Source organism: Acinetobacter bereziniae (genome assembly GCF_016576965.1).
GTDB classification, from domain to species: domain Bacteria; phylum Pseudomonadota; class Gammaproteobacteria; order Pseudomonadales; family Moraxellaceae; genus Acinetobacter; species Acinetobacter bereziniae.
Map to the genome: position 1 here is coordinate 3,733,382 of NZ_CP066119.1, position 22,829 is coordinate 3,756,210.

At 35.7% G+C, this 22,829-nt stretch carries 24 protein-coding genes and 1 pseudogene; 13 read left to right on the forward strand and 12 right to left on the reverse strand.

All coding sequences use genetic code 11. From position 1 onward, the window contains the following. The first annotated feature begins 353 nt into the window (after window positions 1-353). Genes I9192_RS17420 through I9192_RS17430 form a run of 3 tightly spaced genes read left to right on the forward strand, consistent with a single transcriptional unit; the run spans window position 354 to window position 2,301 of the window. A complete protein-coding gene (locus I9192_RS17420) occupies window positions 354-1,322 on the forward strand; it encodes a hypothetical protein (RefSeq protein ID WP_005033459.1) in 969 nt (322 codons plus the stop codon). A 14-nt stretch (window positions 1,323-1,336) separates the two neighbouring features. Beyond that, a complete protein-coding gene (locus I9192_RS17425; RefSeq protein ID WP_004829865.1) occupies window positions 1,337-1,870 on the forward strand; it encodes a GTP-binding protein in 534 nt (177 codons plus the stop codon). A 17-nt stretch (window positions 1,871-1,887) separates the two neighbouring features. Next, window positions 1,888-2,301 (forward strand): roadblock/LC7 domain-containing protein, encoded by a 414-nt coding sequence (locus tag I9192_RS17430; protein WP_004829867.1) that lies wholly within the window; start codon window positions 1,888-1,890, stop codon window positions 2,299-2,301. A 44-nt stretch (window positions 2,302-2,345) separates the two neighbouring features. Here I9192_RS17430 and I9192_RS17435 read toward each other — a convergent pair whose 3' ends face one another. The 9 genes from I9192_RS17435 to acnD form a co-directional block, all read right to left on the reverse strand. Continuing rightward, complete coding sequence (locus I9192_RS17435) at window positions 2,346-3,194, reverse strand: GGDEF domain-containing protein (RefSeq protein ID WP_005033462.1); 849 nt, start codon at window positions 3,192-3,194, stop codon at window positions 2,346-2,348. Window positions 3,195-3,804: 610 nt separating this feature from the next. Continuing rightward, window positions 3,805-4,506 carry a DUF1003 domain-containing protein gene (locus I9192_RS17440; RefSeq protein ID WP_139421183.1) on the reverse strand — a complete coding sequence of 234 codons (702 nt, stop codon included), beginning with the start codon at window positions 4,504-4,506 and terminating at the stop codon, window positions 3,805-3,807. 610 nt (window positions 4,507-5,116) lie between these two features. Continuing rightward, entirely contained in the window at window positions 5,117-5,569 is a 453-nt protein-coding gene (locus I9192_RS17445; protein WP_227565957.1) for a hypothetical protein, read from the reverse strand. A gap of 245 nt (window positions 5,570-5,814) precedes the next feature. Continuing rightward, a complete protein-coding gene (locus I9192_RS17450; protein WP_004829873.1) occupies window positions 5,815-6,264 on the reverse strand; it encodes a hypothetical protein in 450 nt (149 codons plus the stop codon). A gap of 369 nt (window positions 6,265-6,633) precedes the next feature. After that, the gene (locus I9192_RS17455; RefSeq protein ID WP_005033469.1) at window positions 6,634-6,846 is read right to left on the reverse strand and encodes a hypothetical protein; all 213 of its coding nucleotides are present in this window, start codon (window positions 6,844-6,846) and stop codon (window positions 6,634-6,636) included. A 190-nt stretch (window positions 6,847-7,036) separates the two neighbouring features. Then, window positions 7,037-7,615, reverse strand: coding sequence for a DUF4126 domain-containing protein (locus I9192_RS17460; RefSeq protein WP_026040285.1), 579 nt, complete (start codon window positions 7,613-7,615; stop codon window positions 7,037-7,039). 121 nt (window positions 7,616-7,736) lie between these two features. After that, window positions 7,737-7,880 (reverse strand): zinc ribbon-containing protein, encoded by a 144-nt coding sequence (locus I9192_RS17465; protein ID WP_004829882.1) that lies wholly within the window; start codon window positions 7,878-7,880, stop codon window positions 7,737-7,739. Between the two features lie 170 nt (window positions 7,881-8,050). Then, entirely contained in the window at window positions 8,051-8,197 is a 147-nt protein-coding gene (locus I9192_RS17470; RefSeq protein ID WP_005033471.1) for a hypothetical protein, read from the reverse strand. 169 nt (window positions 8,198-8,366) lie between these two features. Beyond that, window positions 8,367-10,973, reverse strand: a complete 2,607-nt coding sequence (acnD, locus tag I9192_RS17475) for a Fe/S-dependent 2-methylisocitrate dehydratase AcnD (RefSeq protein ID WP_200149958.1) — start codon at window positions 10,971-10,973, stop codon at window positions 8,367-8,369. 238 nt (window positions 10,974-11,211) lie between these two features. Here acnD and ygfZ point away from each other — a divergent pair, with 238 nt between their 5' ends. From ygfZ to I9192_RS22610, 4 genes and pseudogenes are all read left to right on the forward strand, one after another. Further along, a complete protein-coding gene (ygfZ, locus tag I9192_RS17480) occupies window positions 11,212-11,934 on the forward strand; it encodes a CAF17-like 4Fe-4S cluster assembly/insertion protein YgfZ (protein ID WP_151800902.1) in 723 nt (240 codons plus the stop codon). A 275-nt stretch (window positions 11,935-12,209) separates the two neighbouring features. Further along, the gene (locus I9192_RS17485) at window positions 12,210-12,554 is read left to right on the forward strand and encodes a hypothetical protein (protein WP_010590895.1); all 345 of its coding nucleotides are present in this window, start codon (window positions 12,210-12,212) and stop codon (window positions 12,552-12,554) included. 2 nt (window positions 12,555-12,556) lie between these two features. Continuing rightward, a complete protein-coding gene (locus I9192_RS17490; protein ID WP_005033482.1) occupies window positions 12,557-13,051 on the forward strand; it encodes a hypothetical protein in 495 nt (164 codons plus the stop codon). A 137-nt stretch (window positions 13,052-13,188) separates the two neighbouring features. Then, window positions 13,189-13,638 (forward strand): annotated as a pseudogene (locus tag I9192_RS22610) (TPM domain-containing protein); the annotation flags it as partial. 825 nt (window positions 13,639-14,463) lie between these two features. Here the strand turns inward: I9192_RS22610 and I9192_RS17500 are convergent. Further along, entirely contained in the window at window positions 14,464-15,639 is a 1,176-nt protein-coding gene (locus I9192_RS17500) for a PQQ-dependent sugar dehydrogenase (RefSeq protein ID WP_200149959.1), read from the reverse strand. 189 nt (window positions 15,640-15,828) lie between these two features. Here I9192_RS17500 and I9192_RS17505 point away from each other — a divergent pair, with 189 nt between their 5' ends. Then, complete coding sequence (locus tag I9192_RS17505) at window positions 15,829-17,112, forward strand: TPM domain-containing protein (protein ID WP_005033489.1); 1,284 nt, start codon at window positions 15,829-15,831, stop codon at window positions 17,110-17,112. Window positions 17,113-17,140: 28 nt separating this feature from the next. Here the strand turns inward: I9192_RS17505 and I9192_RS17510 are convergent, their stop codons facing one another. Beyond that, window positions 17,141-17,386, reverse strand: coding sequence for a hypothetical protein (locus tag I9192_RS17510; RefSeq protein WP_004829903.1), 246 nt, complete (start codon window positions 17,384-17,386; stop codon window positions 17,141-17,143). A gap of 175 nt (window positions 17,387-17,561) precedes the next feature. Here I9192_RS17510 and I9192_RS17515 point away from each other — a divergent pair, with 175 nt between their 5' ends. The 5 genes from I9192_RS17515 to I9192_RS17535 all read left to right on the forward strand — a co-directional run bounded on the left by I9192_RS17515 (window position 17,562) and on the right by I9192_RS17535 (window position 21,848). Then, window positions 17,562-17,819: a hypothetical protein gene (locus tag I9192_RS17515; protein WP_005033493.1), complete on the forward strand. Its 258-nt coding sequence runs from the start codon at window positions 17,562-17,564 to the stop codon at window positions 17,817-17,819. After that, on the forward strand, window positions 17,816-18,136 hold the full coding sequence (locus I9192_RS17520; protein WP_005033495.1) for a low molecular weight protein tyrosine phosphatase family protein: 321 nt from the start codon (window positions 17,816-17,818) through the stop codon (window positions 18,134-18,136). The genes I9192_RS17515 and I9192_RS17520 overlap by 4 nt, the downstream gene beginning before the upstream one ends. A gap of 202 nt (window positions 18,137-18,338) precedes the next feature. Beyond that, window positions 18,339-19,997 carry a DKNYY domain-containing protein gene (locus I9192_RS17525; RefSeq protein WP_227567136.1) on the forward strand — a complete coding sequence of 553 codons (1,659 nt, stop codon included), beginning with the start codon at window positions 18,339-18,341 and terminating at the stop codon, window positions 19,995-19,997. A gap of 104 nt (window positions 19,998-20,101) precedes the next feature. Continuing rightward, window positions 20,102-20,809, forward strand: coding sequence for a DsbC family protein (locus tag I9192_RS17530; protein ID WP_005033500.1), 708 nt, complete (start codon window positions 20,102-20,104; stop codon window positions 20,807-20,809). A 226-nt stretch (window positions 20,810-21,035) separates the two neighbouring features. After that, window positions 21,036-21,848, forward strand: coding sequence for a tetratricopeptide repeat protein (locus tag I9192_RS17535; protein WP_004829908.1), 813 nt, complete (start codon window positions 21,036-21,038; stop codon window positions 21,846-21,848). A gap of 35 nt (window positions 21,849-21,883) precedes the next feature. On the opposite strand, the gene I9192_RS17540 is transcribed toward I9192_RS17535, so the two are convergent. Beyond that, entirely contained in the window at window positions 21,884-22,807 is a 924-nt protein-coding gene (locus tag I9192_RS17540) for an AEC family transporter (RefSeq protein ID WP_005033502.1), read from the reverse strand. Window positions 22,808-22,829 lie beyond the last annotated feature (22 nt).

Genomic DNA, 22,829 nt, shown 5'->3' on the forward strand with positions numbered 1-22,829 from the left:
AATAATAAAATTATAAATGATTAAATATGCACAATAATAATCAAAATCCTAAAAATTTTTAAGTTAATCTTCTATTGGTGAAAATCATTTAAAAAAATCTTCGGGTTTAAGATAGATTTTCAATAATAACTAGTGTTAAGTTAAAGCGATGAAATTCTCTAAACTTTAAATAAAATTAACAATTTACAAAGGAGGATAAAACCGAAATAAATAAAACGACTAAATGCTATACATTTAAACATTAAAAAAATGTTTTAACTGGAAAAAGAATAAATCTAGCGTTAATTTAAACACATGATGACTGTTAAAATGTATTACACACTTTAATCTTTTAATCTCAGATAAGTGATATTATGAACAATCAATGTATCAATATCGCAATTTCAGGCTTAGGTTTAACCACCTCAGATGATCTTAAAATCAGGCTGCGAAAAATTTTACCAACCCATATTGGTATAAATTGGACAAGTGTTTCAGATCAAAATATCAACTGTATTTTGATCAATGAGCAGTTTTTTGAAAATGATAATATTCAAAATATTATTCAAAATAAAAATATTCCTTATTTAAAAATATCAAAACACAGTGAACATACAGAAAGTGCTCAAGATAACTTACTTTGCATCCCAATTTATGATGAATGTACGCTTAAAGATTGGGTCAATGTCAAATTACTTCAGCAAGCAGATTCACCTGTAACCAGTTTAGATCTGTCTATAGACGACACTGAAACTCAACTTGAAATTAAAGAAATTGATTTCTTTGCTGATCTCTATACACAGGACAGCCGCAAAGTCATTCTCAGTGATCATTTAGGAACTATTGCCATTATAGACCACCATGCACATTTGGCTTGGCTTGAGGCGACACGTGATGAGTATCAGACAGACCTTTCAATACATTATGCAGCAGCACTCACCTCCGACTTTATTAAGGTTTCACGTAAACGCCAGTTCAACTTAGAAGACTGGTTATTTAATTTGATTTGGAAAAATCCACAACTCATTACTGTACCTGCGGCTGACAAATATTATCGTTTGAAGTTTTGGGTTCAACCCAATCAACTCGATAAGAAACTATTATTACAACTCACCGCTTGCTTTATCTATGGTGCACAAATTCAACATGTTGCAGATAAACTCAATATTCCTGTTGCAACTGTTCAGCATTTTGTAGCAGCCAATCTAGCCATTCATAATGCGGAGGTCATTTCAGCAAAAGACAGCCAGTTCGACAAAACACAGAGCGAAGAACAACACACTGAAAATAAAGGAATCTTAAAAAGCTTTTTTAACAAATTAAAGAGTAAATTTAAGTTTTAAGGGATAGATACGCGATGATTATTCAAAAATACAAAATTGTTTTTGCAGGTTCGATGGGGGCAGGAAAAACCGAAGCGATTAAATCGCTCTCAGAGGTTCCTGTATTGGCAACAGAAGCCTTTAATACGGATGAACATAGCCACAAAAAACTCAATACCACAGTAGGAATCGACTATGGAGAAGTCACACTTGATGATGGCAATAAAGTTGGGCTTTATGGAACACCTGGTCAAGGGCGTTTCGACTTTATGTGGGGAGTGATTTGTAAAGGGGCTATTGGCACAATCCTATTGATTGACCATAGTTTACAGACACCTTTGGAAGAGTTGGACTATTACATCAACACCTTTAAACAATACGGCGACAACATTGTAATTGGTATCACCCATATCGATGATGATTTGGCTAAACCGACTCACCAATATCGACAATGGTTGTTAGAACGGCAACTCAACTTTCCTGTTTTCTTTATCGATGCACGAAAGAAAGCAGATGTACTGTTGCTCTTAGAAACATTGATTACAGCATTGGAAATTAAATACTTATAACCAATCAAGAGGTGCGTATGAATTTACCAGAGCAACGGGCAGCACCAGAAGCATTGGTTGCATTTGCTAAACAACAAATCCAAGAAGTACTCAACCATGTCAATCATATTGAATTCATTATGATTTGTTCAAGTGATGGTTTTGAGTTAGCTTCTGTGAGTAAACGCTATCAATTTCACTCCAGTAAACTAGCAGCGGTGAGTAGTTCCATTTTAGCGATGGTCAGTGCATTTTTATCTGAAATTAATTTGATTGGCTGTCAAAGTATTACTTTAGATGCTGAGAATGGCAAAGCCGTATTAACAGCTGTACCATGCACCAAGCATCCTATGCTCATCGTCACATTAAGCAGTAAAGAGGTACTACTCGGACAATTGCTTTATCACTTAAAAGAAGCCAGCCAAGCCATTATCCAACAAGATCAATCATAGAAAGAGGGCTCACCCATCTTGGTTAAACTGTTCGGTAATTCCTGTTAAGGTTTCGCATCAATAGTGGTTTGCGATTTACCATGTACTTTAGACTGATACATCAATAGATCTGCCTGATGAGTAGCCTCGTCAATATTTTCAGGTAATTCATCATAAGTACGAATCCCCATACTAAAATCAATACCGAACTGCTGTTTTAATCCACTTAACAAAAAGCTTTTTCTTAAACGTTTTTCGTAGTCTTCAATGGCGTTTAGATCAATATCTTGTAAGATCACAATAAATTCATCACCGCCCATACGCGCAACGACATCAGAATGGCGTGTGGTCGATTTTAACACCTGCGCAAACTCGACTAGGACATCATCCCCTTTACTGTGCCCGTAAGTATCATTTACAGTTTTGAAGCCATCTAAATCAATTAGACCAACAGCAAATGTTTGTTCTGTTTTACCATGTCTCTTTTTTAATGCCTGATAGGCTAAATTAAACGCCCGTGTATTATTCAATGAGGTTAAGGGATCTTTCATCGCCATAAGCGTCATTTCATTTAAATTGATTTTTATTCTACGTAATAAAATCGCTACAACACTAAAGAAACCCAGTCGCACACAAGCATTCCAGAAAGGAATAATCGAATTGGTGTACTCATGCCCTGCACTATAATCGGCATATAACCATGTGAGTCCAGATAAAATTACGGCAATGATGACAACATACTTATGGTCATACCATGCGGCAATCGAAACTGGAATTAAATAAAAAACAGCAAAAGAATATTCATAGCCCGTTGAGAGATCAATGATTCCTAAAACTATAATGATCAAAAGTAAAGTAATACGCCGAACAACAATGGAACTCATAAATAAATACGTTTCCAACTGTTTAATCATATGATCACAATCCTTTGTGTTATTATTTCATTATCGTATAGATTAATTAAAAAATCTAGCAAAGCAAAAACTCAAAAAATAATCAATAAGCCAATGTTTTAAATAGATTTAACATAATTTTTTAAAAAAAAACAGAGACTGTTTACTTAGCTGTAGTTAAAATAGTAATAAAGGTAAAGTGATATATAGGAGGATAAATACTGTTATAAAATAGAAATCTTTGGGTGTTAGGGAAAACAACTGATGGTTTACTTCAACGCATTAAAACTAGATAAGTTTTAACTCTATTGCCTATAAACTTTTGGTTTATAGCGTCCTAAGCCGAATCAAGACCTTGTGGGTAAGTACTACACGCACGTTGTACGTTACTGGTAGCAATCTACTCTTTTCGATCCCTGATCACCCTTGCAAACCATAATACCCAAAGCTGTTCAGGATTATTTTCCTAAGATGAGGTCTTTTCAGCTGAATATAAAAAAATTTCCCGTCAAAGTACGAGATTAAAGAATTTTTAAATGGTTTTATATTTAATTCTATTTTTTCTCAGTCTCAGTATGAAAAAAATAGAAATCCTTTCTGTTCAGCTCTCACATACATCAATGACGCTAAACTATTTTTTCTTATTCATTTCTGACAACAAGTCCAATTGAATTTCCTGAATTTTTGCCAATTTATCCCATTGGTGCATCAACAAATGGTCTATTTTTTCATGTAAATGTCGAATTTCAAGTTCAGCTTTTAAATTGACTTGATAATCATTTTGCGAACGTAGACGATCTTTAGCTTCTTGACGATTTTGACTCATCATAATAATGGGGGCTTGCACAGCCGCCAAGCAAGATAAAATAAGATTAAGTAAAATAAAAGGATAAGGGTCTGCAGGCTGTTTGACCATTACCACAGTATTCACAATAATCCAGATTGCCAAGAACAAGCTAAAACAAATTAGAAAAGCCCAACTTCCTCCAAAAGTTGCAATCTTATCTGCTAAGCGTTCTCCCAAAGTCCAGTTTTCGTCGAGTTGATTTTCAGTATTCTTGGTGATTAGTTCGTGCTGTTGCATACTGTTGAGCACTTCATAAGCTAAGCTTGATACTTCGCCTTGTTCAGATTGCAATAGAGATTGCACATATTGCATACGGTACTTGGTTAAATCAGCTCTACAAATATAATCTTGTACAGACCAGTCTGGGAAATCGCGTGCAATTTCTTCTGTAATCACTTTGCGAATGGTACCCATTGGAACCACTTCACGATGGGAAAAACTCTTTTTACACACAAAGCAAATATGATTCTCAAGTTTTTCGTTCATAACGCTACTCTTATCGTGGTTCTTTTTAATCCCTGATTAAGACCAAGCATAGAATATATTTGAGTGGCTTTGTGTATGAAGAGTATCTTGGTTAGATGTTTTTTTCTGATATAAGAAATAAAGTTCAATAGATTTATTTGATGAAATACTTTTAGGTAAATATTTTTATTGAATTTTTTGGATGAGCGGGAAAACAACTGTGGTTTACTTCAACTATTAAAACTTTGTAAGTTTTAACCCTATTGCCTATAAACTTTTGATCTATAGCGTCCTAAGCCGAATCGAGACCTTGTGGGTAAGTACTACACGCACGTTATACGCAACTGGTAGCAATCTGCTCTTTTCGATCCCTTACATCCTTGAAAACAATATTAATCAAATTGCTTCGGGATTATTTTCCTAAGATAGATTGATTTTTGTCTTTTTCAGGAAATTTTTTCTTTAAAACAATCAATATAAAAAAAATTTCCCAACTCAGTTAATTAAATGATTTTTTATTGCATAAAATAGAGAAAAAATGCAAATTTAATTTCTAAATTTGCACCCCCAACACAGCAACATTACTTTTTTAGTTATATGTAAACATGCTTTCAGTTGAATACTGATTTTCTTAATGAGCTTGTTTAACTTGAGTGAAAATGTCTTCTAAAGCGACTCTATCTTGATTTAAGAACGCTGTTAAACTCGTCTTAATCTGCTCAAGTGTACTCTGCTTGATGGCAAATAGCGCTTTATTTTTACGTGTCATTAATCCGAATAACTCACGCTGCGGAATAATCAACGTAATATTACTTTCTACCTTAAACTCGAAATCTTCTGTTTTAGCATAAGCATTCAGCGTTATGGTCAAAAATTCATTGGATATAGGATGGATCACCTTAAACATCGTACTGAGACCCTCTAATTGCAATTGTAAAACGCGTTGGCGTCGCCAACTGATGCTTTCAAATTTCGTCAGTACTTCTGCAATCTCAAGATTGCTAAACCGCTCCATATCATGCTCACTGGTGTGATTTGGATACTGAATGTGAATTTCAAAATTGCTCATTACTCTAAAACGCATACACTTAAAATCTTTTTGTAGTGTAACAATACTCTTCAAAAAACATAGAGAACCAGATCATACTTTTAAAACTAAGTTATTTATTTTTAAATGTAAATTGTGAAAAAATTCACTTTTTTTATTTTTTACATGCACCAAGTTTATTTTACTCATTGGTCTATTATTTAAGTATTTGCATTTAGAGCAATTGAAAAAAATCAGGAAGCTTTGACTTCCTGATTTTTGTAGATTTCGTAAATCTAAAATTAGGCTAAACGATGTTCTTGCAACATTTTTTTGTGCATCAATTGTCTATACTGTTCTGTCATTGCATCAATTTGCCCATTTAAAAACAGACTAAGTTGTTCTGAAACCTGTGTTTGATTCAAATTCTTATACACCACATCGTATTTCTTTTTGCGTGTTAAGAATCCTAAAAACTCCTTACTTTCTACAGTCAATTGAATATTACTGTCAATTTGGAAGACAGGCTCAGCTTTACTCGATTGCGTATTTAACTGTATATGCAAATATAATTCTGTTTCTGTATCTTGTACTGCAAATGAGATATCTGAATCAGCAGCTTGAAGTTGAGTCAAAAATAAACGACGCCAGTTAATCGCATAAAATTTTGCCCGAATCTGTTCTATATCTTCAGCTTCAAATGATTCTACTGCTTGCGCAGGCAAACTGATTTCGACATCGAACTTTCTCATTGTTCTCACCTATCCATGTGATGTTGATATTATGATTAATTAATAGCATTTATATCGTTGTTTTAAAACAGCTATTATCATTATTTTTTTAAATTGATTATTTTCAATACAACATGGATCACAACAATTCATCTAAAATTTGAAGCAGTCCATAAAATGTTGTTTGAACTAAAAATGAATATCTAATATTTAAATACCCCTTCTAATTTGAGGATAATAAATCTCAAGCAAACACCTATTTTAAAGGCCTTCTCCTTTCCTATCATCGTATTAAATGATGAGTCTACATCATATTTTTATAGCGAAATCAAAGCATCCATGCGGCAGTTGTGTAATGCTCCAACATGGATGTAGAATTTATTTCAAATTCTAAGCCTCTGAACAACAGTGTATACAAACTTTAATTTTTTCTCTTGGCCAATTCATCTTTGCCCTCTTTAAAGCCAAATCACTGGTCGCAAAAAATCCTAAGAGATTTTGCTGAGTGATATGGGGTAAATAATTACAACCTTGAGTAGCATTATGTACTTCATACACCCCATTGGCTTGCGGATTTTGATTGATAATAAATTTGTCCATCATAAAGTTTCCCCCTATTTATTCGTAAAATAAACGAATAAACCCATAATTAAATTATGCCTTTATTAATTCCATAATAAAAATATGCCTTTATTGTATAAAAATCAATCTTTTTATTTTTTGTTCTTATTGATTTTCCACAATCAATCTAAGTATTTAATTTTTATAAGTCTTTTAATTATCATGTTTATCTTTAAACGGTTGAATGATTTGTACTTTCTTGTCTTTTTCTTTTAATCCAACGGATGGCAATAACCACCAAGAGAATTCCAACAATCACCACCAAAACGGGGACAATGAGCGATAATATTGAAACAACAATTGCTCCGATCCATTCGCCTGTAGACACGACAGGATTTGCGATACCACCTGTGGTTGCTGTGGATAATCCCCGAACTGCAACTGTTCCCATTTGTACTGCTGTTGCTGTTCCTCCACCTACAATAATTGCAGCCGCCCAACTGGCAAACTGTGACATTTCACCACTACTCACCGCCATGGTGGTCAGTGTTCCTGCCACCATTGCCGCAGGTGTAGCAATGGTATCTAAGGCATTGTCTACCCAAGGAATATAATACGCACCAATCTCACAGACAGTTGCAACAGCCAAGCCTATACACACAGAGGGTATTGCTAACCACTCAAAACCTTTCATTGGTTCAAACCATCCCATCAATGATGCAATGCTCATCACCAAGAGTGGAACAAATACACGAAAACCGCAGGCTGCGCTTAAACCTACGCCTATACATAAGCTAAGAAGTGTTTCGATCATGATATTTCTGCCTGTATTTTCATTATATTTTTAAACTTTTTATTAAATTAACAAAAAAGCCCTATTGGATGATAGGGCTTTTTCTTAAAACTGCGAGTAGCTGTTTTGTTGGTGCTGCTTAGGCATTCTTGTTGTTGAATTGATTGCCAAGGCATTTGGTACACGGAGGTAAACGATCTGTACCAATTTCTAAGTAAACGCGATGTCCACATTGGACACAAAAATAGAAGCCTGTTCCAGGTTTTTGACCAGCAGTAACCATTTTTGTTCTCCATAGGTTTTAGAAATGGTGAATAAAGTATAGCCAAATTTTAATGTATGTCTACTGTCTATTTTAAAAAATGATGGTGTCATTTTTGCAAGAAATGATTTCAAAAAGTAATACGATTTTTCTTATTAACGACTTTCCATAAATTAGAATCCACAAATTAATTAAATTGTTTCTCTTTCTTGAGGTGGTTCATCAGTTCTATCTTCCTCATAAAAATCATCTGGCATTTGTGACAATACATTAAAAAAATGTTCAACTATCATTGATTTATATGGATTTTCAGGATCATTTTCTGTGAATAAAATCATTTTCCTTCCTAAAAATAAATATCCTACTTAACAGTAGGATATTTTTTAAACCTTATCAATGACTTCATTCTTTAATCTCCCCACATACAAAGTAATACTCACTTTTGAAATACTGAAAACTCCCTCCTTTTTCGAAGGAGGGTTTTGAGGATTAAGAAATGTAATTAAATCAAGCCACTTGACCTTCCAAGAAATCCTGTGCAAAGCGTTGTAAAACACCACCCGCCTCATACACATGTACTTCTTCTTCAGTATCCAGACGACAAGTTACAGGAACTTCAATGATTTCACTCTTACCGTCAGCCGTTGCACGCTCAATCACCAAAGTTAAATCTGTACGTGGTGCAATATTACCGATCACACTATAAAGCTCAGTACCATCAAGCTTTAAAGTTTTACGATCTGTACCTGCTTTAAACTCAAGTGGTAAAACACCCATACCCACAAGATTGGTACGGTGAATACGCTCAAAACCTTCAGCAACAATCGCTTCAACCCCAGCAAGACGAACACCTTTTGCAGCCCAGTCACGGCTTGAGCCTTGACCATAATCTTTACCTGCAATGATGATCAGTGGTTGCTTACGATTCATATAAGTCTCAATCGCTTCCCACATACGCATCACTTCGCCTTCAGGTTCAACACGTGCTTTAGAACCCTGTTTAATCGTACCGTCAGAACGAACCACCATTTCATTAAACAATTTTGGATTGGCAAATGTTGCACGTTGCGCGGTCAAATGATCACCACGATGCGTTGCATAAGAGTTAAAATCTTCTTCAGGTACACCCATTTTATGCAGGTACTCACCCGCAGCAGAATCCATCATGATCGCATTCGATGGCGATAAATGATCCGTGGTAATGTTGTCAGGTAAAATTGCCAGTGGGCGCATATTCGATAGTGTTCGTGGCGCAGCAAGCGCACCTTCCCAATATGGTGGGCGACGAATATAAGTACTTTGCGGACGCCAATCATATAGTGGACTTTCAGACTTTTCAGCCACACCTAAGTCGAACATTGGAATGTAGACTTTGCGGAACTGCTCAGGTTTTACTGACTCTTTCACTAAAGCATCGATTTCAGCATCCGATGGCCAAATGTCTTTTAAATAAATTGGATTGCCATCTTGATCATTCCCCAATGCATCGGTTTCGATATCAAAACGAATTGTCCCTGCAATTGCATAAGCCACAACCAATGGTGGTGAAGCCAAGAATGCTTGTTTAGCATAAGGGTGAATACGACCATCAAAGTTACGGTTACCAGAAAGTACCGCAGTCGCATATAAATCACGATCGATAATTTCTTGCTGAATCTTTGGATCTAAAGCACCTGACATACCATTACAGGTCGTACATGCATACGCCACGATCCCAAAGCCCAGTTTCTCTAAATCATCCATTACACCTGCTTCTTCAAGGTATAAAGCTGCTGCTTTAGAGCCTGGTGCAAATGATGATTTCACCCATGGTTTACGTGTTAAACCCAATTCATTTGCTTTACGTGCCAATAAACCTGCGGCAACCGTATTACGTGGATTAGAAGTATTGGTACAAGACGTAATCGCAGCAATAATGATTGCACCATCTGGCATTAAGCCATCAGTACGGTTTTCAACAACACCTGCAATCCCTTTTTCTTTGAGTTCTGCTGTAGATACACGGGCATGTGGGTTCGATGGACCTGCAATATTACGTGTTACAGTAGAAAGATCAAAACGCAGTACACGTGGATATTCCGCTTGTTTCATATCCGATGCCCAAAGACCGATTTCTTTAGCATAGGTTTCAACCAATTTGATTTGATCCGCTTCACGACCTGTCAGCGTTAAATAATCAATAGTGTTCTGGTCAATGTAGAACATTGCCGCAGTTGCACCATACTCAGGCGTCATGTTCGAAATCGTTGCACGATCTCCAACTGACATGCTGTCCGCACCTTCACCAAAAAATTCTAAATAGGCACCAACCACACGTTCTTTACGCAAAAATTCTGTTAACGCTAAAACGATATCTGTTGCTGTAATGCCTGCTTTGCGTTGCCCGACCAGCTCTACACCAATAATGTCAGGTAAACGCATCCAAGATGCGCGACCAAGCATGACATTTTCTGCTTCCAAACCACCAACACCTACAGAAATTACGCCGAGTGCATCGGTATGCGGTGTATGTGAATCGGTACCGACACAAGTATCAGGAAAAGCAAGACCTTCACGATTTTGAATAACTGGAGACATTTTCTCCAAGTTGATTTGATGCATGATGCCGTTACCTGCTGGGATAACATCGACATTTTCAAACGCAGTTTTGGTCCACTCGATAAAGTGAAAACGGTCTTCGTTACGACGGTCCTCTACAGCGCGGTTTTTCTCAAAAGCATCTGGGTCAAAACCACCGTATTCCACTGCCAAAGAGTGGTCAACAATCAACTGAGTTGGAACGACAGGATTCACTTTTGCTGGATCACCACCTTGGTCTGCAATCGCATCACGTAAACCGGCAAGGTCTACCAATGCTGTTTGTCCAAGAATGTCATGACACACGACACGTGCGGGATACCATGGAAAATCGTGATCTTGCTTACGATGGATTAATTCTTTGAGTGACTGTTCGAGAATGGCTGGATCACAACGGCGTACCAATTGTTCAGCCAATACTTTTGATGTGTATGGAAGTTTTGCATATGCGCCTTGCTGGATGTCTTCTACGGCTTGACGCACATCGAAGTATTCGAGCTGGGTACCTTGCAGGGGTTTACGATAATTTTTATTCATTGCGTTTGTGCCTCTTGCATCGTTTTGTACTGCGTGTCTAATGCTTGGCATAGTACACTGTCGAAAACCCATTTCCCAAATCGTTTATATTTCATAAGCTTAGATATAAAAACAGGGGTTTTAGAAATATTTAGTAACAACTTCATTAAAATATTTGCACTAAAACTGCTTTTTTTTGAAAAATAGCGGAAAATAAGATTAATTCTTTAGTATTAGATTTAAGACAAGCGAGCAATTCATGAGCGATCTAGCTTTCTCCTCTTTTACCTTAATCGGTGTTGATGCGGTCAAGTTCTTACAAGGTCAAGTTACTGTAAATGTTGAAAATTTAGCTGAAAATATTAGTCAATATACGGCTATCTGCGATTTGAAAGGTCGAATTCATTTTGGCTTGTGGTTAAAAAAGATTAATCCTGAACATCTAGAAATTGTGACCACACAAGATCAAGCTGAAGAATTTGCTCAACACATCAAAAAATATGGTGCTTTTTCTAAAATGAAACTTGAGTTGGGTGGGCAAGTTTTTCCAATACTCAATGGTTCTACAACTGACTTTTCTGCCACTGAAACTGATATTGCAGCGTGGGAAATTTCAGCAATTCAAAATGGTCAAGCCTATATTAATAAAGTGACTGACGGTTTGTTTCAACCTCAAGAATTACGCCTGCATCAACGTGAAGGTATCAATTATGACAAAGGCTGTTATCTTGGTCAGGAAGTAATTGCGCGTCTTTGGTTTAAAGCAAAACCTAAGGCTTGGTTACATCTTATTCAGGGTACTGGTGAAGTCCCTGCTCCTGCTGAACAACTAAATAAGAGCGTTCAAGTCGTGAACAGTGCAGCTTTTGAAAATGGCTATATTGCACTGGTTGTTGCCCGTCCTGATGCTCTAGAAGAGTTGGGCGTGACTGTTTTAGCTCTACCTGAGCATTTGAGTGGTGATGTTGCTAGACCACAATAACGATTTAATTTTTATATAAAGATAGCGTTGATAACGTTATCTTTATGCTATTTCATTAAAATCACACTTAAAAAATCTTTTAATTTATTATAAAATGATAAAAATCATTATATTAATTTATCTTTTTTATAACTATGAATCAGAGTTTCCAGGACTCCAAACATAAATTTATTGCCTTATATTATGGTGGATTTTCATTTTTTGCGATATGTATATTAATTTATCTCATTGATTTTAATAACATCAACTTATTCTCCAAAATGATTTATGGATTGATGTTGACTCAACTGATCATTACACTCTACGCTGCTTATCAATATTGGCAATTGAATATTACAGGACTTAAAATATTAAAATGGATCAGTTTTAGTTTAATTTTCTTATTAAGCACACCGTTATTTTTATATATCCCCAATATTGCCATCATATTTGGATTTTTCGTTGAATGGACAGATACATCATTTTTTTCTACCTTAAAACTACACGCAGGGTACAACACGACCATTACCTTAAATGGTGATAGTCCTTGGGGGTTTGGTCTTAATTTTATTGAAATTTTTATGTTTTATCGATTTAGAAAAATATTAAATAACACACAAATTCCATTAAAGGAAAAATGAAAATGAATAATTTAGAATTTAACGATCCTAAATACAAACTTATCGCTTTATATTATGGTATTTCTGCCATCATTGGATTGGGCTTGATTACCTATCAACTCTTTACCAATCCCTTTCATATTTTAGTATTCATCTTATATGTCTTAATTTACATTCAACTGGTTTTTATGTTGTTTGGTGCACTTCAATATTGGGACAAAAGACAAACAGGTTTAAAAATCTTGTTTTGGATTTCTTTAAGTTTAATTCCAGCATTTTATACACCTTTGATTGCCTATATTCCCAAAATTACCTCAGGTTTGTTTATTTATTTCGAAACTGGCTTTGGTGCAAATGGAGCTGGATTTGATGTATTCGTCTTCTACAATACAACGCTAAGAATTTTTAACGAACAATTTTGGCGTATTGGTATTAATTTAACTGAATTTTTTATTTTCTTACGTTTTTTAAATTTAGCCAAAGCACAAAATATTTCATTATCACCTTTCAGACGTTAGATATGCATCCATAGAAAAAAATTTAGCTTAAACAATTTCCCCCCTACTTCAATTATCGAAATATATTGATCATTGAATAAACTGAATGAGATTAATCTCAATTTTAATACAACAAAATGAATAGATACCTTCACACCATGACATCTAAAAGAATCATCGTATTACTTCTAGTCAGTATCTTAAGTATCTGTAGTCATGCGCTATCGCCTCAACTGTTACAGCAACTCAAACAACAGCATATTGTTGATACGACTTCTACCCTAGACAACAATCAAATCGAAGCATTAAAAAATCAAAATAGACAGCTTTATCAGCAGAAAAATATTGATTTGAAAATATTAATGATCCCTACGATTGGAGATACATCAATAGAACAATATGCTGAACAAGTCTTTAATCAAATTAAAATAGGCAATTCAGAACTTAATAATGGCGTGTTGCTTGTCGTGTCTAAAGATGACCGAAAAATGCGCTTTGAAGTTGGCTATGGTCTGGAAGGTGATTTGACAGATGTGCAAATGGGGCGAATGATTCGAAATACCCTTGCACCAAATTTTAAAAATAATGATTATTATCAAGGTCTTTCTCAAACCCAGAAAACGCTTTTCAATCAAAATATTTCATTGAGAGAGGTCACCACAAAACACCCAGAAATTGTTTTCAATCTCAGCTTTTATGGTTACCTGTTTCTTTCTATTTTGCTTTGTATTCCAATGTATTGGGTCTATACCAAATTGGTTGTCAAACTGGGGACTGGAGGCGGATTAGCAGCCTTTGTCGCTTTTTTTGTGGTAGAGATATTTATTCATCTATTGATTTTTTCTTATTTAAATCTTGCTAATTTAGGTTTCTTTTTGAGTGCGCTTATTCCAGTATACGCACCATTTTTAATTGCAGTCTTCATACCTAAAGATCAAAGCCATAAAATGTTGAAATGCATTTTGTATAGCCTGCCGCTTCAAATTTTTTCAATCTTTGGATTAGGTATTTTCTATCTAGTTGATTTCATCCCTGCAACTGCAGTTTTTCTGTTGAAATGTTTAACTATCTGCGTAATTTTAATCTTTTTACGTTATCTACAGTTTTTGTATCGCTTCAAACATCGCACTGAAAATCAATATTTAACAACTTACTACAATCAATATCTCAGAGAAAAAGAGCGACAACAGGTACGCGAGGAGGCTTTTGAAAGACTTCAGGCGCTACGGAAAAACTCCAATTCAGACAATAATTACTCATCAAATCATCATTCATCCTTTGATAGTCATCAAGATTCATCTTCGAGTAGCAGTTCATCCTCTAGCAGCAGTTCATCATCCAATGACGAACGAGATTCAGGCGGCAGTTCAGGTGGTGGTGGTGCATCAGGTTCATGGTAAGTGTCAAGGTGCTTAACATGTGATGGAGGAAGATTATTTCCTCCTCACATAATAAATTACACCGCCTTTGTCATCGGAGAAATAAAATGAATTTTCATCAACTCGATAAATATCAGCAGGTCGACCATAGACATTTTTTCCCACTAAAAAACCATCCATGAAAGTCTCAAGCTTTTGTCCTTTACGCATAATCGCAATTTTGTAGCCATGACCAATTGAGGCATCTGTAGAACCATGTAAAGCGACCAAAAAAGAATTTTTAATACTTTCATCTGAATCTGGATGATCAAAATAATCAAAGCCAAGTGCAGATAAATGTGCAGGGAAATAGGCGTACGGTGTTAATACATTTTTACAGCCACCTGAACGTTTGAATTTTGGATCGGCAAAAATTTTACCATTCGACGAATAACATGAAGGCCAACCATAATCAGCATCACGTTTAAGAGCATAAAAAGTTTCATCAGGCTTATTTTTACCTAAATGGTCTGCCCCCTGATTGGTGGCAAATAAAACTTTACCTATCCATTTTAAACCCACTGCATTACGTAAACCTTGGGCAAAAATCTTTTGTTCAGAACCATCTGGGTTCATTTCTAAAACTGTTGCTCGAACTTTTTCTTTTTCAACACATGCATTGCAACTAGAGCCAACTGAAACATAAATTTTTCCATTGCCTCCTACAGCAATTGTCCGTGTTAGATGCCAACCACCATATTTGTAGCTTAAGCCATAGTCTGGAAAAGTAGCTAAAACTTCAGCTTTATCCGTGGGTTTGGTTTCACCTTGGGTAAACTTACGTCGAGTGAGTTGGTCAGTTTCAGCTAAATATAACCAATCTTGCCCTGTATCATCTGTATAAAACTGAATAGAATTTGGATTTTTCAAACCAGTCATATAAGGAATTATTTTGCCAAATCGACCTGTTTCAGCATTCCATTGATCCAAAATATAGATGATGCCTTTTTTATTATCAGACAAATCATGCATATCGGTGACAAACATTCTCCCATCAGGGGCTTTTGTAAAAAAGCGGACTCGTTTTAAGCCCTCAGCAGCAGGAATAATTTCAAAATTTGCCGGTAAATTTAAAGAAAAGCGCTTTCCATTTTTCAAATTGATTTGATGTGGTACTAGCTTTGGCTGTTGAGCTAAAACTGTCATTGGACAAATTAAACATAATAATAAGATTGACAGTATTTTGTTCATTTTTGATACTTCTCAGTTCATCTTATGAAGAAACAACTTCTTTTTTGATATTATACAATTTAAATGATGAATACATAGTCAAAGGCTTCTGAGAAAATCAACATAGACACTTCATTCATTTATAAAAACTCTTTCACCCATGCTCCTCTCCATTTAGAATGAGTTCAACAAATTAAAAAAACATAAAAGATGCATCTATCCAATAAAGCCATTTATCAACAGTTCATTCTTTTAGCATTGAGTTTATTGTTGAGTATTAGCAGTCATGCCCTAACTCCACAACTTTTAGAAGAATTAAAAAAATACAATATTTTAGATACCACGCAAACATTAACTACCGCTGAGATTGAAAAGCTCAAACAGAACAACGAAGTTATTTTTAAACAAAAAAATATCGACCTTAAGATATTAATGATTTCCACTTTAGACGGCGAGGTAATCGAGCATGTGGCAAATGATATATTTAACATCATCAAAATCGGTAATGCTCAACAAGATAATGGTGTGTTGTTACTGATCGCCAAAGATGATCGAAAAATGCGAATTGAGGTTGGCTATGGTTTAGAGGGGGATATAACAGATATACAATCTGGTCGCATTATTCGAAATACTCTCGCACCCCATTTTAAAAATGATGAATACTATACAGGTATTGCACTCGCACAGAATGAACTTGGTCAATCACCCAACTTAACCATAGACATTCCCAAACTTCACGACGTTGAACAAAAATCTACTCCTGATACGATAGCACAAAGCACATATCATTATGCTACGCCACAGCAAGAAAATCCGCATGTCATACACTTAGACCAACCCTCAAAGCACTTCATCAACTATTTCGTTGTTTTTATTTGGAATATTATGGTGAGTTGTATTTTAGTCATCTATTTTTCGCCAATTTATCAAACGCTTAAAAAACAGCAAATTAGAATCAAAGGAATTCCTTTATTTTTAATCGTATTTTTGCCTATTCACCATCTATTTTGTTGGATTGTTACAGGACTAAATTTCTTTTTGCTTTTTGTCTTGTACGTTTTTGTCCTTTGGCTAGTCGCTAAATTTAATCATTATCAAAATATCTATAAACTGATGAAATTATCAACTTTACCTGAAAAGATTCCAAAGAAATATGCTGTTTTATTGATCAGTATTCCAATTATATTGGCATTTCTTCTGCCAAACAGTTGGATTCCCGTATTGATGTTTTTTATTTTCTGTCCATTCATCTTGCTTTTGATTTGGACACTCATTTATTCGATAGCCAAGCCTTATCAACATTATTATCCTGCTGAATATCAGGAATGGTTTAAAGAAACACCTTCAACCTTTTCACATTCATCATCCTATTCAAGCTCTTCCTCAAGTTCATCGAGCAATAGCTCATCTTCCTCTAGCCCCAGTTCATCATCGGGTAGCAGTAGAAGTTCTGGAGGTAGTTCAGGGGGTGGAGGCGCATCAGGCTCTTGGTAACCGTTAAGCCTGAGCGGCTAAATTCTATTTAAAAACCATGAAACAGTTTATTCATGTCCTTGCAGACATATTCCTTAAAATGAAAAGCACGGGCATGTTTTGCATCAAATTTTGCAGTTAAACCGTCTTTTTCAAAGCAATAGACACGATCATCTTGACTCACAAGAAACTCACCACCTAACTTGATCAGTAGCGCATCAATCTTGTCTTCGTCAGCAATACTTTCGTCCTGACTAATTTTGTCATAATTACGCTTAATCGCTTTAATAAACATGGTTTTCTCATCACTTCAATTGAATGACAATTATAACGTTTCAATTCATTTAAGTCTGTTCAAAGTGCTGATCAGCACATACTTACAACTTGTCTGGATCAATAAATACTTATAAAATAATTCCATCATGTGTTATCGCGGCTGCTGAACCCGATCAACTCATGAGTTTTATCCTATGGACATTACATCACAATTATTTGCAAACGATATAAACAGAAACCGCGCATGGAGACGTAAAGTCAATTTTTTACATCGTGGTCGAGATTGTAGACATACCTCAACCCTGTGGAAACCTGAAAAAGACTGGAAAATGCTTTGGAATAGATCACTCAAAAGATCTCGCTCCAAACAACTTGGGATTGAATATCCGCGTGTTTCCTCGGCAAAAAGACGAAAACAAGCACAATATGAGTTTTGGATGATCGCTGATTGAACAGCCTTTTTATATGTAGTCGTAATCAATGGCGCAGTCCCACTGCTGAGCGTATCTTTGCAGTGGGCTATGGCATTGCCACTCGTTCTGCTGGAACAAGCAAACATGCCAAACATACGATCTCTCTCAAAGATATCGCTTGGGCAGATATGATTTTTGTGATGGAGCAAAAGCACAAACAAAACATCAAAGAAAAATTCCCTCAACCACTACAACACAAAAAAGTGATTGTTTTGGACATTCCGGATGAATATCCCTACATGGATGAAGCATTAATCGAGCTTTTGAAAGAGAGCATGTTGCCTTATTTGCCTTAAATGAAAATATAGTGCTACAAGCAATCTGCACAATTCTCTACTAAATTCGCTACTGAATAGGTAAAAAATAAATTAGAATGATCTTGTCATGAGGACTGATCACAATTAAAAAATAAAGCGAATAATGCAGAATCCATTCAATGTTTTTTCTATCCTTCGAACCATTACTCTCCTCTTAACAGCTTTTGGGCTTCTGTTGAGCTTGAGCTTTTTATTTAGATGTTCAGGTCCAGACTCAAATACCATACCTTTTGGTGCAACCAGCGAGAAAATGGGAGTATTTGAAAAATATAACAACCAAATTTATGCTTCAGTACCGAGTAATGGCGACTACCTCATTCCCGAAGCAGATGCGAAAACATTTTATTTGCCAAATGACCATTACCAATATCGACAACTTGGCGCAGATCAAAAAAATGTCTACTGTGGCAACATCCTTTTAAAAGGTGTACAACCGCAAAAACTGAAGACTATCGGCAACAGTTATTTCACAGATGGAAAAGAGACTTGGTATTGTTCACCGATGACTGAGCGAAATGAAAATTTATCTGTGATTCAAGAAGTTTTTCAAATCATACTACAAAATTTTGGCATTGGTTCAAAACCACAAAGTTATCTTTATCCTTATTTTAAACTGGAACAGGGTGATCAACCTTATTTAGTCAATGCAGACATTGATACAGCCAGTAACGGAATATTGACCTATTATCGTGGAAAATTACTTCCAGATGCTCACTCTCATCAATTACGCTTCGTCTCTGGCGAAGAAAATCATATTTTTAGGGCAGATGGTACGAACGTATACTTCAACAACACACGACTTAGCTTAAAGGACAATGAAAAGCTTTATACCCTTGATATAGAGAACTCTAACAATCAAAGCTATTTATTCAATCCGATTGATGGCATGGTTTATGTCAATCAATTTGCTTTTGATCCACAATTTGCACCTTATCATCTGCTCAGCAAATATGGTGACCACAGCAATCATGCGTTATTTTATAACGACACTGGCATCTATTATTTTGATGTAAATAAAGAAAAAATGGTACGTGCTGGGGATAATCCATTTTTAGGGCAATCCTTTAAAGAAATTGCGCCTGCAATTTTTTCGAATGGTCAGCAACTTCTCTACTTACAAGCCCGTGAATATCGAAGTAGCAAAGGTTCATCTTCCTCCAGAGTAACCCGTATTTTAAAATTAGATGAGCCACAGGTTTCGACTTGGCAACAACTGGGAAATGTGAATTACAACAGCGGTAGCGTATGGAAAAATGGCAATGCTTTTTATTATTTTGACCAGCTTGGTGACAGCCAACTGATTCGAGCCACGGTTTATCATATTCGTGACCCGCAAACCATTCAAAGTTTACTAAAAACTCAACCACGTACAGACGATATTCGTCAGTGGATTGATGAACAGAAGATGGTTGAAGCCAAACACACAACTTTGGTTGAGGCGAAGACAGAGAACAGCTCGGACAAATATTGGGGTTTTGTTGCTCCCCTCATCTTTGTTGTTATTTTCAGTGCTTTGATTTGGTTATTTAAAAGGTTTAATTTAAATTTTGCCCCATTTTATATTCGAAATCATAAATTGATTGTCAGCAATTTGATGCTGACTGCTTATCCTATAGCGCAGATTCAACAGGTGGAATTTAGTATAAACAGAACAACACATGCAAAAGGCTGTATTGGTCATTTCCGAATTGTACAACGCAATGGCAAACGTTCAATGAGCTTCAACTTTAGTTCAAAGTTGAGTTTAAATGTAGATTCTCAAGCAGAATTAAATCAGTATATTGAACAATTACAACAGCAATTGGCACAACATGGTATTCACAGCATTTTGAAAAAATGAACAACAGGTTTGAGTGAGATTTTTTAATCTCAATTACATGATCTCAATATATTTTTGAGTACCATTGAGTGCACAATATCGATATTATTATTTCGAGTTTTATCATGAAAATTTGGTTATCTCTTCTCAGTTTAAGTATTTTTAGCTTTACTTCGGCACATGCGGACATCAAAACATTAGAACAAAACTTAAAAACTAAATATCCTGAAATTGAAGTGAAATCGGTACAGAACTCGCCGATCAAAGATGTTTATGAAGTTTATATGGGGGGGCGTATTGTCTATACCAATGAAGAAGCGAAATATTTCTTTGTCGGTAATTTGATTGATTTAAAAGAACAAAAGAATTTAACTGCTGAACGTGAACAGGTTTTAAAAAGTATTGATGTCAAAGCATTACCTTTAAAACAAGCCATTAAGCATGTCAAAGGCAAAGGTGAACGCACCATTTATGTGTTTAGTGATCCCGATTGTCCTTATTGCCAACATCTTGAAAAAGAATTAAAAAATGTCGACAACGTGACGATTTATTTATTCTTATACCCAATCACACGTTTACATCCTAACGCTGAAAATGTCTCACAACAAATTTGGTGCGCTAAAAACCCATACCAAGCATGGCAAGATTATACCCTTGATAAAAAACAACCAAGTTCAACCAAATCTTGCACCACCCCTGTAGAAAAGAATATCGCTTTGGCTAAAACGCTTAATGTAGATGGTACGCCAACTTTCTTCTTACAAGATGGAACACGTATTTCAGGTGCACGTGATGCAGGTGAAATTGAGTTATTGTTAAAAGCAGTTAAATAATTTTTTCGAAAAGCAGAAGCAATGATTTTCATTTCTTCTGCAAGAATAACTTTAAAACATGCTTAATTTATGCTTATCTACAAAAAATCTAAAACATAAATGCACCAACAAATACAATTGGTATGTTTACATTATTAATTTTCAAATTATGATTAAAAATGTCATCAATCCATTCTGACACCATAAATGGAATTATGTTGAAATTAAAATCAGGTACCGTTTCAAAATGAAAAAAACACTTATTGCAGCACTTCTAAGTTTATCTTGTATTTCAGCATTTGCTGCTGATGCACCTAAAACGAATGTTGATCCTGCTTTTGCGAAGGCACAAGAACTCATTCAAGCAAAAAATTACCCAGCAGCCTATCAAGAATTAGATCGCCTCGCTAAAACAGGCAATGCGCAAGCCTTATATAACTTAGGCTATTTAACCCAAACTGGGCAAGGTACTGCCAAAGATGATAAAAAAGCATTGAAATATTATCAGGATGCTTCAGCAAAAGGCTATCCAGTTGCAAGTTATGTGTTGGCTCAAAGCTATGCTGTAGGACAGTTAGGTTTAAGCAAAGATGAAAAGAAAGTTCGTGAATACTTAGAGAAATCATCATCTCAAGGTTTTGATGACGCGACTGTAGAATTGGCTGTTTTATTATTTGCAGAGGGTACGCCTGCATCAGACAAGTTGGGTTTACAAAAACTTGATCCTTTAGTGAAAAAAGATTTTGCACCTGCGATTCATGCCAAAGCCCTCTATGACATTACAGATGGTTTAAAAAAGAAAAATGCAGCCACGGTGAATCAAGGTCTCAATGAAATTCAAAACTTAGCCAAGAAAGGCTATATTCCTGCATTAATGGCTGTAGGAAATATGCTGACCAACGGCAATATCATTGATCAAAACTTACCTGAAGCGCAAAAGATTTTCGCTGAGTTAGCAAAAAATAATGTGCCTAAAGCGAAAGAATCCCTAGAAGTGGTCAATAAGTTAATTGCTGAGAAAGCTAAAGCGCCAGCAAAAGCTGCTGCTCCGAAAAAATAATCTGCCAAAGGGTAAAGCACACGCTTATGTGTGCTTTACCACCATACACCGATCAAAACACTCACAATCATAAAACTCAAAAATGTACTGATCATCAACGGTGTCAGTGCTTTTTCATTCAAACCATAAATCTGTCCAAAAATTCCAAAGATCGAAGGCATCGGCAAAGCTGCAATTAATGTACCTGCATAAATCATTTTTTGATCTAAGTCCGTAAAATGGGTAAAGCCCAAATAGACCAAGATCGGCATACAAATATTTTTTGAGACCACAAGATAAATGGTTTGCAGATTAAAGGATTGAATAGTGAGCCCCACCATTCCCCCGCCAATAATAAAGAGTGCCAGTGGCGAAGCTGTTTGCCCAAGCATAGCAAAAACGGAATCCAACAGATGTGGAATCTGTATATTGAAAACTGCGCAACTCATGCCAATCATTACCGATAGAAATAGCGGATTTTTTAGTAAGGTTATAAAAGTTATTTTTAAGATAGCGACTAAATTGGCTTGTCGTTGGCGTCCAATTTCAGCCAAAGTTAACATTAACGGCACAAGAAAAACACTTTCGATGATGACCACCAAAGAGATATAAATCATGGCCTCACTGCCCATGAGCAAAGTTAAAATTGCAGCACCCAATAGTCCTGTATTGGACATGGAAGCCCCCAATGAAAATACTGAGGCATGGGTAAAATGATTTTTAAAAATTTTCTGCCCTATGAAGAAAGCCAGAATAAATAAGGCAAAAGTGACACTTGCATAAACGAAAAAATATGCTGGATACCAAATCTCATGCAGATCTTTTGAAGCTAAGGCATGAAGGAGCAAAGCAGGCAAAGCGATTTTGATCACAAAAGCGCTCAAGGCTATGATCTGTGCTTTATTTATTAATTGGATTTTGACAGAGATAAAACCCAGAAATAACAAGAAAAATACTGGAAAAATTACCGAAAAAATCATTTAAACCGTTCCTTTTCCAGAA